Raw genomic sequence first — 12,180 nt, 5'->3', positions numbered from 1 at the left:
TGTCGGGCACCCGGCCTGGCCTCCTCGAGGACATGGCGCCGTATCACCGGAAGCATCCCGGCCGTAGTCGCCCGCCCTACCCTCGGCCGAGTTTTGTCCGTCCATTACGTGCGTCGATGCGCGACTGGGAGTTATGGTTGAAGTTCCCGGTGGAAGACGAGATCGAGAGTTCCACAGGACACCTCTCGGCCAAGGCTTCGGGACCACGACATGCATGGACCGACCGAGTCGCTAGTCGATAACTTCCGCATGCCGCCGCTCGCACAATCCGTCGCGGCGGTCGACCCCGGCGCGGCAGTGGCGGACTCCCAGCTTATCGACGTCGAGTCGGGGTGTCGGGTAGATCACCTGGTGCGACCGCTGTGCCCGATTGATATGTACTCGAAGCATCAGGTCGCTATCGCTATCATTCCGCAAACAAAATCGGCCGTCGGCGAACGGGCTGTCGACACGGTCGAGCACCCTGCGCGCAAAGGCCGTTCGCTGTCGCACCCCTGCTTCGCGAGTTCGGACGTACCGATGACCGGGTCTGCCCGTAGACTGCCCGATCTGCGCTCTGCTCGATACTGCCGCACGACCCGAAGATGGCCACGACACGCGGTATCGGTAATTCACCGGCAACGCGCACCATGCCGGCTCGGCACGAAACTTCCGCCCTACCACAACTGTCCTAGCCGACCGGTGGTAACAGGCCCGGAGAGCTACGGCGCGGGCAGGATGAAGGTCTCGTCATGCAACAGTCCTCTGCTCTATCTACCGATATCGGCATCGGCCTGCCGAAGGGAGCGTTCCCACTATCGGCAGCGCAGCGCGGAATCTGGTTCGCCCAGCACGTCGTGGGCGATATCCCCATCTCCATCGCGCAGTACATCGACCTGACCGGCCCGATCGACCTCGACCGGCTGGCATCGGCAGCGCGCCGGGCCGGGCGTGAATTCGGCACCGGCTATCTGCGCCTGATCGAAACCGATGGCCACCCCCTCCAGTGTGTCGACACCACTCTGGACGGCAGGGTGCACATCATCGACCTGCGCGATGAACTCGACCCTGAGGCCGCCGCACACACCTGGATGCGCACCGAGTACAGCACACCGCTCGATGTGCTGCATGATCGGCTGGCCTGCGCGGTTATGTTGCGGATCGCCGACGATCGCTGGTTCTGGTACTGGCGGATTCATCACATCGCACTGGATGGCATGGGCGGACTGACCATGGCGCGGCGCGTCGGCGAGCTCTATACCGCAGCGGTCGAGGGGAGAAGGCCACCCACCAGTCAAGCCGAAGACCTCGAGAAAATCGTCGAGGCCGATCTGGCGTACCGCGGTTCCGCTCGTTTCATGGCCGACCGAGAATACTGGCTGCGACACCTCGAAGGGATGGCCGCCCCGGTGAGTCTCGCGGGTCGTTGCGCCGAAGTCGACGCACATCCCAGCCGGGTCGAGGGTGTCTTGGCGCAGGACACGGCGGAGTTACTGGCAGTCGTGGCGAAGGCGACCACATTCGGGGTGGCGCCCACTATGGTCGCCGCGTTCGGTGCCTATCTCGCCGCGATGACCGGGGCACCGGAAGTGGTGTTGAGTTTACCTGTTTCCGCGCGCACGACGGCGGCTATGCGGCGCTCCGGTGGCATGGTCGCCAATGTCGTCCCACTACGGCTCACTCTGGATCCGGCCGGCACCGTCGGCGCGTTGATCAGCGCCGCGCGGGGTGAGCTGACCGGCGCGCTGCGTCGCCAACGTTATCGCCAGGAGGACATCCTGCGCGACCTCGGCAGGACAATGGACGAGTTCACGTCGTTCGGTCCGTCAGTGAACCTGATCTTGGCGGACACCAGGGTGCGGTTCGGCGCGGCCACAGGGCGGGTGCGCGCACTGACCGCTGGGCCGATCAAAGACCTCTACGTCAATCTGTATTCCGAACCGGATGTCGTGCGAAGTACCCACATCGATTTCCAAGGCAACGCGAACCTGTACGGCAACACCGAGCTGGCCGCGTACCACAGTCGATTCCTGCGGTTCCTACACCGGTTCCTCGCTGCCGGTCCGGATACGACGCTGTCCCGGATAACTGTCGTATCCGACGCGGAACGCACCGAGCTGGCGCCTGCGCGTGGAGCGGTGAGCGTCACACCGCGCACGCTATCCGATATCTTCGCGGCCGGTGCCCGGATCGCCCCTGAGGCGATCGCGGTCCGCAGCGGCACGACCAGCCTGACCTACCGCCGCTCCGACAGGTACACCAATCAGTTGGCGCGGCTGCTGATCGCTGCCGGCGCCGGGCCGGAACGTAGTGTGGCGATATCTATTCCGCGGTCGGCCGAGTGGGAGCTCGCGATGCTCGCCGTGGCCAAGTCGGGAGCCGCTTTCGTACCGATAGACCCGGCATATCCAGCCGACCGGATCGCGTACATGATCGGCGACAGCGGGGCCGAACTCGGCGTCACCGTGTCGGCCGAGCGAAAAGCTCTGCCGAAACATGTGCACTGGTTGTTCCTCGGCGAGGAAACGACTGAGCGAAGCATCGCCGCGCAGAGCGCCGCACCGATCGACGACACCGCGCGGCGGGCCACAGTGCATCTGGATCATGTGGCGTACATCATCTACACATCGGGGTCAACCGGATTGCCCAAAGGTGTGCTGGTCACGCATCGGGGATTGACGAATATGGTCGCGAGTTCCGTCTGTTCCTTCGGCCTCGATCCCGATTCGGTCATGGCGCAAGCCGTTTCACCGAGCTTCGACGTCGCGGTCGGGGATATCTTGGCCACGTTCGCCGCCGGTGCGACGCTCGCTGTTGTGCCACCATCGGCGTACGCGGGAGAGGAGATGGCCGAAGCCCTGCGCGCGCACCACGCCACCCATCTCAATGCCACGCCGGTGGTGGTTGGTTCTCTCGATCCGGCAGTACTGCCCGACGTGCGCACAGTCATCGTCGGGGGCGATGTCTGTCCAGCCGAACTGGCGACCCTGTGGTCCGGCCGTACTCTCCTGAACGCGTACGGGCCTACCGAAACCACCGTCACAGCGACATTGAGCGACGCACTGTCACCAGCCGCTCCGGTCACCATCGGTCGCCCCATTCGCGGTGTCCGCGCGGTTGTACTCGACCCTTGGCTGAGACCAGTCGCTCCTGGCGCCATCGGTGAGCTCTACCTTGCCGGTGTCTGCCTGGCGCGTGGTTACCATCGGCGCACCGGCCTCACCGCGAGCCGATTCGTCGCGAATCCGTACGCCTACGGCGAGCGGATGTACCGTACCGGCGATCTGGTGCGCTGGACCACGAGCTCCGGCAGGTGGGCACTGGACTTCCTCGGCCGCAGCGATTTCCAGGTAAAGGTGCGCGGGTTCCGTATCGAGCTCGGCGAGGTCGATGCTGTCCTGCAACGCCATCCGGACATCGATTTCGCGGTCACTCTCGGTGTCCGGACAGCTTCCGGTGCCACCGTGTTGGTGTCTTATGTGCTGCCCGTACCCGACGCCACAGTACGTCCAGAAGCGCTCGAAGCAGCTGCCGGCGCAGCGCTTCCGGCCTACATGGTGCCTGCCGCGATTGTCGTGTTGGATAGCATTCCGCTGACGCCGCTGGGCAAGGTAGACCGTAAGGCACTGCCCGAACCCGACTTCAGTACCAAAACGCGCATGAGCCGACCGCCCTCGACTTCCCGCGAGAAGGTGCTGGCCGCGTTGTTCGCCGAGGTACTCGGACTGGACTCGGTAGGCGTCGACGAGAGCTTCTTCGCCCTCGGCGGTGACAGTATCCTGTCCATCCAACTGGTCTCGCGGGCAAGGGCCACCGGGATCGGCTTCCGCGCACGAGATGTGTTCGAACGGAAGACCGTTGCCGCGCTCGCCGCGATAGTCACCGAGGTCCGTACTCCGGTATCCGAATTGCCTGGCGGAGGAATCGGCACTGTGGCGCTCACACCGATCGTGCATGCCATGCTGGACCAGCCGGATACCTGGCACCGATTCGGTCAGGCCGCCTTGATCGGGCTTCCGCTCGGCGTCGACCGCACCCGGTTGGTCGCGGCTGTGCAAACCCTCCTCGATCACCACGACCTACTGCGTAGTCGGTTACGGAACACCGAGCACGGCTGGGCATGGATTGTCGCCGAGCCAGGAGCGGTCGAAGCGGATACTCTGGTGGACCTCGTATCCGCGGGTCCGGACACGGACCGAATCTGCGAACGCGAATTGCACCGTGCCGCAGACCTACTCGACCCCGAGGCCGGGATCGTCGTGCGCGTCGTGCTGATCGAACGCGCCGAGGCCGCTCCCTTGTGCTGGCTCGTACTACATCACCTGGTGACCGACGGCGTCTCGTGGCGGATCCTGTTGCCGGACTTGGCTACCAGCGCTATGGGTGGCGCCCTCGCTCCGGTCGGCACCTCTTTCCGGCGGTGGGCGTATGGGCAACTGGAGCACGCGGCCGGACGCGGCAGCGAACTGCCGGTCTGGCAAAACATTCTGTCCATGCCCGATCCGCCGATCGGCGCGGGTCCGCTCGATCCGACCGTCGACACCGTCGCCACCAGAGCGGACAGGCGGACCAATATCGCACCGGACATCGCGGAAACAGTACTCACCACAGTGCCGGACCGTTTTCATTGTGGTGCCGACGATGTGTTGTTGACCGGGCTCGCCATGGCGGTGTGCCGCTGGCGCGACCGCAGGTCGTGCCTGTTCACATTGGAGGGCCACGGCCGTTCGGAGGTCGTCCTGCCCGGCGCCGATATCGCACGCACGGTAGGCTGGTTCACCAGTGTGTATCCGGTGGCCGTCGATCTGACAGGTATCGACCTCGACAATGCCTTCGCCGGCGGTCCAGCGGCGGGCGCCGCGCTCAAGACCACCAAACAACAGCTGCGAACGGTGCCGGACAAAGGTATCGGCTTCGGCATGCTGCGCTACCTGAACTCGGACACCGGCGATGAGCTCGCGGACGCGCGGACCCCACAACTCGGCTTCAACTATCTGGGCCGGGCGCCGAGCGGCGACACCACCGAACCCTGGCTGCCGCGCCGCTTCGCGGCAACACGCGACGCTAGCGCTCCGTTGCCCGCAGTAGTCGACATCGATGTCGTGCGCACCGCCACCAGCCTGGAAGCGACCTGGACCTACGCCTCCCGGCTGCTCGACGCGGCCGAGGTCGAAGAGCTCGCCGCCCTCTGGGCAGCCGCGCTGCGCGCTTTGGCCGACCACGCCAGGACCATGAACGCAGGCGGGCACACACCGTGCGACTTCGAGCTCGTCTCGGTGACCCAGGCACAGATCGATACGTGGGAACACAGCTATCCGAATCTCCTTGATGTCTGGCCACTCGCACCACTGCAGTACGGCCTGTTCTTCCACGCGCGCTACGACCCTGACAGCGCTGACGGCTATACGGAGCAGTCGCTGTTCACTCTGGCAGGCATAGTCGACGCAGCACGGTTGCGCACCGCTGTGCAGGCTGTGCTGGCGCGACACGACAACCTGCGGACCGCCTTCGTGGAGACCGGCGACGGGCCTCGCCAAATCGTCTTGACCGACGTCGACCTCTCTTGGCAGGAGATCGACCTGACCGGGATCACCGAAGCCGAACATCGGCAGCGAGAACTCGACCGAGTGACCGCTTCGGAGGCGAACATCCGATTCGAGCTGGACCAGCCGCCGCTAGTGCGTTGCACGCTGGTGCGCACTGCCGCCGAACGGTATCGGTTCGTGCTGACCAATCATCACCTCGTGCTGGACGGTTGGTCTACTCCACTGCTCGTGCGCGAGTTGCTGACGCTGTATGTCAGCTACGGGGACGCCGCCGCGCTCCCTCCCGCGCACTCCTACCGTGAGTTTCTTTCCTGGTTGCGCAAGCAGGACCACACTGCCTCGACTGCTGTATGGGCCCGGTACCTGGCCGGTATCGAAGCCCCGACTCTGGTGCTCCCGTCCGCAACCGAAACCGGTTCGAGCAATACCGGGATGGTGTCCATCGATCTGTCGCGGAATACTGCCGAGCAGATGGAAGCAGCCGCACGTGATCTCGGCATCACCGTCAACACAATGGTGCAGGCGGGCTGGGCGATGGTGCTGACGCTGCTCACCGGCCGAACAGATGTGGTTTTCGGCACGACGGTATCCGGCAGGCCTCCGGAGCTCGCCGATGTCGAAGACATGATCGGACTGTTCATCAATACGCTACCGGTACGCGTGCGGTTCGATCCCGCTGAACGGGTGGCCGACCTGTTGTCCCGCCTGCACAGTGAGCAAGCGCGACTGATAGACCACCAGTACATCGGGCTCACCGCCATCCACAAGACGGTAGGCCTCGCCGAATTATTCGACACACTCACCGTTTTCGAGTCGTACCCGGTCGATCGGGAAGCTTTGGCACAGGCGTTGGAGGTCGCGGGTATGCGAGTACTCGACATCGCGGGCATCGACGCGACGCCGTATCCGCTGAACCTGATGGCTGTCCCGCTCCGGGGCAGTGCCGGACACAACACGGTGCGGCTCACTCTGAAATTCCGGACCGACCAGTTCGCGCCCGAAACGGCGCGTCCACTGCTGGATCGCGTCCACTGGCTACTGACACAACTCGCAGGCGACCCGCATGTTCGGGTGTCCCAGCTGCAGTATTGCGACGCCGCGGAGCGTGCCGCCCTGCTGCCGGTTCGCGGACCGGAGTCCGTGCTGCCGCGCACGCTGCCCGAGATCCTCGACGCCGGAGCGCGCATCGACCCCGATGCGATCGCGGTGAGCGTGGGCGAGACGAGGATGTCCTACGCCGAACTCGACGCATGGTCCAACCGTCTTGCCCGGATCTTGTTGCGCCGTGGCGCTGGGCGGGAAATATGCGTCGGACTCGCCCTGGCACGCTCACTGGAATCGGTGGCGGCGGTGTGGGCACTGGCCAAGACGGGCGCGGCTTTTATGCCGCTGGATATCCACTTCCCGATCGGCCGGATCGAGTACATTCTCACCGATTCGAAAGCGCGGATCGGTGTGACGGTGACCGCTATCCGCGCGAAGCTGCCTGGCACTGTCGACTGGCTGTTGCTCGATGACGCCGATACGGTCCACGAGGTCATGGCGGTCGCCGATACACCGATCACCGATGCGGAGCGGGGTGGACCTCTGCATATCGACCAAGCGGCCTACCTGATGTACACCTCGGGTTCCACCGGAACGCCGAAGGCGGTGTTGCTCAGTCATCGCGGGCTGGCGAATCTGGTTGCGAATCAAAAGGAGTCGTTAGCACTGGATTCGACGGCGGTAATGCTGCATGTGGCCACGCCGAGCTTCGACGCCTCGGTCTTCGAGCTGCTGGCCGCGCATGGTGCGGGCGGCAGCTCGGTGATCGCACCGCCGGATGTCTATGGAGGAGCCGTCTTGAACAGGCTGCTGCGTACCGAGCGGGTCACTCATGCGGCGGTCACACCGTCGGTGCTGGCCACGATGGACCCCGCCGGCCTCGACTACCTGCGAGTGCTCGCCGTAGGAGGCGAAGCCACGACAGCGGACCTGATCCAGCGGTGGGCGGCCGGGCGACGAATAACGAACCTGTACGGTCCGACAGAGTTCAGTACTTGGGCGACCAGCCGCACCGATTTCGCCATTGGCGAGCCGATCACCATAGGCAGGCCGATCCGCGGGGCCGTATGCATGGTGCTCGACACTTGGCTGCGCCCGGTGCCGATCGGCGTCGCCGGCGAACTGTATCTGGCCGGTCCCGGACTCGCCCGTGGCTATCGCGACCGATTCGGGATGACTGCGGGACGATTTGTCGCCAACCCCTACAGCGAGCCGGGGGAGCGAATGTATCGCACCGGCGACCTGGTGCGTTGGGTTACCGTGCGTGACGGCGCCTACGAACTGGAATACCTGAACCGCAGCGACTTCCAGGTCAAAATCCGCGGTATGCGGATCGAACTCGGTGAGATAGACGCCGTGCTCAGCCGCGACGAACAAGTCTCCTACGCGGTGACGATCGGTCGCACCGGCCCGATGGGGGCGACTGCGCTGGTGTCGTATGTACTGCCCGCCGAGGGCGTCGAGCTCGACGTCGCGCGCCTGCGCGCCATCGTCACTGCCGTATTGCCCACATATATGGTCCCGTCTGACTTCGTAGTGTTGAATGCGATCCCACTCAACGCGGTCGGCAAACTCGACCGGACAGCCCTGCCCGCACCGGAATTCACCGCAGAGCGCCCGGCGTATCGAGCGCCCTCGACACCGGTCGAGAAAACTCTCGCCGCCATCTACTCGGAGCTGCTCGGTCGCGACAAAATCGGTGCCGATGATTGCTTCTTCGCTCTCGGTGGCGACAGCATCGCCGCACTGCGGCTCGTGACAAGGGCAGCGCGGCATGGCATCGGTTGCACCCCGCAGCAGGTATTCCGGCACCGCACCGTGGCCGAATTGGCCGCGGCCACAGACACGACCCACGGCGGATTCGAGTTCGATGTCCTGTTGCCGATCCGGCTCGGCGGCTCTGAGCCCGCGCTGTTCTGCATCCACCCATCGTCCGGAATAGCTTGGAAATACGCGGGACTCGCGGAGGCCCTGGCTCCGGGTAGGCCGATCTACGGACTGCAAGCACCGGGGCTGAGCGGCCACGAAGCGCAGGCGCACTCGATCGAGAAACTCACCGATCGATATCTCCGTGAGATCCGCGCGGTGCAGCCTGCCGGGCCGTACCATCTGCTCGGGTGGTCGTTCGGCGGTCTCATCGCACACGCGATCGCGGCGAAGCTGATCGAAGCAGGCGCCGCCGTCGGTGTTCTGGCGCTGCTCGACACAGATTCCGCCGACATCGACGAGGACGGCATCGAGCAGCTCACCGCAGGCGGCTTAGTCAATGTCTTCAGCTCGATCCTCGATATCCGCAAGGTGCCCACCGAGGCATCCGCGCAGGAGGCCGCCGAGCTGGTCCGGGCACAGCTGGGCGATACATCGCAGATCAGCGCGAGCACTATCGAGCGGATGACCCGGTCGTACAACACGATGGCGCAGAGCAGATCGGACTACCGACGTCCGGTATTCGACGGCGACATGGTGTATTTCAGCGCAACCATCGACGCCTCCGGCAGCTGCGGCACGGCCGGCTGGCAGCCCTATGTGACCGGGCGCATCATCAACCACGATATCGCGGTCGCCCATGGCGAACTGACCGAGCCGCAAGTACTTCCGCTCATCGCCCGAATACTCGAAGAACATCTGAGAGGCTCTTGATCGTCGACTGCCGCCTCGATGACTCCCGTATCACACGCCCTGCGTCGCCGCTTCGTGTACACCATTCAAGGGCCGATAAGCATCGTGCGACTCGCGGCGAAAAGTGGCGGTGGTCCCGCACTACCCACCGCCGGACCACCACTATCGTCTCCTGCGACCGGCCAGTCCAAGGTCCAAGAATGAGACGAGGACGGGTTGGGGATTGTTGCGAAACAGCCACCAGGGATATGTTGCGAAACCTCCACCGCCCATGGGTTACTGGATACATCGGTGACACGATCACCTCGACATCCATTGTATAACAACAACTTTCCTCTTTCGGAGGCCCACGATGGCTCCTGTGCTCACCTCACTCAACCCCAGTTCCGGTCCCGAATCCGGCGGCAACACGGTACAGATCTTCGGTAGCGGGTTCGCCGGCGTCGGCCCACTGACCGTACGGTTCGGGGCGACGGCGACCACCTTCACCATCATCTCCGACACCCAGATCAACGCCATCGCCCCACCCGGCACCGGCACCGTCGAAGTCACCGTCGCCGCCCTGCTCAACGGCACGAGTAATCCCCTGCCCTACACCTACGACGGCGCAGGTCTGCTGTTCTTCAACGATGTCGGCACCAATTCGTATTCGGTGCCGCAGACCGGAGGTACACCGACCCTGCTGACGTCCGGGCTGGTTGTTCCCTTCGGGCTCGTCCGGGTCGGCAGCCTCCTCTACATCAGCGAGCTCTTGGCCGGCCGGGTGTCGACGGTGCCGACCACCGGTGGCACGCCGACCCCTCTGGTGACCGGACTGTCGTTCCCCAGAGGCATCACCGTTTCCGGCAGCACCCTGTTCATCGCCACCGCGGGTACTGGTCAGGTGGTGTCGGCGCCGATCACGGGCACCGCGACCCCCACCGTGATCGCCACCAGCCCCACCGGTGTCTCCGGGATCACCGACGGGGTGCCGACCCAGTCGGGGTTCGCGCCGATCGCGGCGGCCTTGCTGGCTCCACCGGTACTCACCGCGCTCGACCCGATTTCCGGTCCCGAATCCGGGGGCAATACGGTGCAGATCTTCGGTAGCGGGTTCACCGGTCCATTGACGGTGCGGTTCGGGGCGACGGCGACCACGTTCACCATTGTTTCCGACACCCAGATCAACGCCATCGCCCCACCCGGCACCGGTACCGTCGGGGTCACCGTCACTTCCGTGGACGGCACCAGCAACGCGCTGCCCTATACCTACGGTGGCCTGCTGTTCTTCACCGACGGCATCTCGGTCAACGGCAATGTGTATTCGGTACCGCAGGCCGGGGGCACCCCGACTCTGCTGGCGTCCGGCCTGGACAGTCCCCTAGGTCTCGTCCGGGTCGGCAACCTCCTCTATGTCTGCGAGCAATCGGCCTCTCGGGTGGTGACAGTGCCGGTCACCGGCGGCACGCCGACCACCCTGGTGACCGGACTGGCGTCTCCTAACGACATCACCGCATCCGGCAGCACTCTGTTCATCACCGACTCAAGCACCAGTCAGGTGGTGTCGGCACCGATCACCGGCACCGCGACCCCCACCGTGATCGCCACCAGCCCCACCACCGCTTTCGGGATCACGATTTGAGCGCTGGCCCCGACCACTGGACTGTGTGGCACAGTTGACATCCCCTCGGACCGTCACCACACAGTCCAAGGACTGGCTGCTGTAGCGAAAATCGGAGTCGGGCCGGCCTGGGCAGCAACGCTATTCGCCCGCGTGAAATCACCGCCATCCATCGCCGTGAGTCGCATTCCGCCAGACATACCGGTTCGCCCACGCCTGATGTCTGGTTGGGGTGCACTCCAACCAGACATCGATTCCGATCCGAATATCAGGGCCGATAGGCATCGTATGACTCGCGGTGGAGGGTGGTGATGTTCCCACGCCACTAACGGATCGGGGACTGTTGCGGAACTGCCACCAATGGCGCCTGTGCTCACCTCACTCGACCCCGGCCTGCTGCGGCCCGGCCGGTTGGCAACCCTATGTGACCGGGAGCATCATCAACCACGATATCGCGGTCGTCCATGGCGAACCGACCGAGCCGCAGGTACTTCCGCTCATCGCTCAAATACTCGAAGAACATCTGAGAGGCTCTTGATCGTCGACTGCCGCCTCGATGACTCTCACATCACACGCCCTGGGTCGCCGCTTCGTGTACACCATTCAAGGGCCGATAAGCATCGTGCGACTCGCGGCGAAAAGTGGCGGTGGTCCCGCACTACCCACCGCCGGACCACCACTATCGTCTCCTGCGACCGGCCAGTCCAAGGTCCAAGAATGAGACGAGGACGGGTTGGGGATTGTTGCGAAACAGCCACCAGGGATATGTTGCGAAACCTCCACCGCCCATGGGTTACTGGATACATCGGTGACACGATTTCCTCGACATCCATTGTATAACAACAACTTTCCTCTTTCGGAGGCCCACGATGGCTCCTGTGCTCACCTCACTCAACCCCAGTTCCGGTCCCGAATCCGGCGGCAACACGGTACAGATCTTCGGTAGCGGGTTCGCCGGCGTCGGCCCACTGACCGTACGGTTCGGGGCGACGGCGACCACCTTCACCATCATCTCCGACACCCAGATCAACGCCATCGCCCCACCCGGCACCGGCACCGTCGAGGTCACCGTCGCCGCCCTGCTCAACGGCACGAGTAATCCCCTGCCCTACACCTACAACGGCGGCGGCCTGCTGTTCTTCACCGACAACCTCAGCAATGTGTATTCGGTGCCGCAGACCGGTGGCATCCCGACCTTACTGGCAACCGGACTGAACAGTCCCGAAGGTCTCGTCCGGGTCGGCAACCTCCTCTACATCTGCGAGCTCACGGGCCCCCGAGTGTCGACGGTGCCGACAACCGGTGGCACGCCGACCACTCTGGTGACCGGACTGGGGGCCCCTACGGATATCACCGTTTCCGGCAGCACCCTGTTCATCGCCGACATAGGGA

The 12,180-nt window shown here is 64.4% G+C and carries 3 protein-coding genes; all 3 read left to right on the top strand.

Annotation, left to right across the window (positions count from 1 at the left end; all coding sequences use genetic code 11):
• Positions 1-731: 731 nt before the first annotated feature.
• Complete coding sequence (locus ACX4ZE_RS18705) at positions 732-9,209, top strand: amino acid adenylation domain-containing protein (protein ID WP_480274750.1); 8,478 nt, start codon at positions 732-734, stop codon at positions 9,207-9,209.
• A gap of 331 nt (positions 9,210-9,540) precedes the next feature.
• Positions 9,541-10,809: an IPT/TIG domain-containing protein gene (locus ACX4ZE_RS18700; RefSeq protein ID WP_480274749.1), complete on the top strand. Its 1,269-nt coding sequence runs from the start codon at positions 9,541-9,543 to the stop codon at positions 10,807-10,809.
• An 848-nt stretch (positions 10,810-11,657) separates the two neighbouring features.
• On the top strand, positions 11,658-12,180 hold a 523-nt coding region (locus tag ACX4ZE_RS18695), incomplete at its 3' end, for an IPT/TIG domain-containing protein (protein ID WP_480274748.1).

It is taken from the genome of Nocardia sp. TBRC8007, from assembly GCF_056629435.1.
Note: the sequence above shows the minus strand (reverse complement) of the source record. Positions and strands in the feature narration are given on the sequence as shown.

Bases quoted from the DNA above. Each gene is read 5' to 3' on its own strand.
- ACX4ZE_RS18705 (WP_480274750.1), top strand. From the start codon at position 732: ATGCAACAGTCCTCTGCTCTATCTACCGATATCGGCATCGGCCTGCCG.
- ACX4ZE_RS18700 (WP_480274749.1), top strand. From the start codon at position 9,541: ATGGCTCCTGTGCTCACCTCACTCAACCCCAGTTCCGGTCCCGAATCC.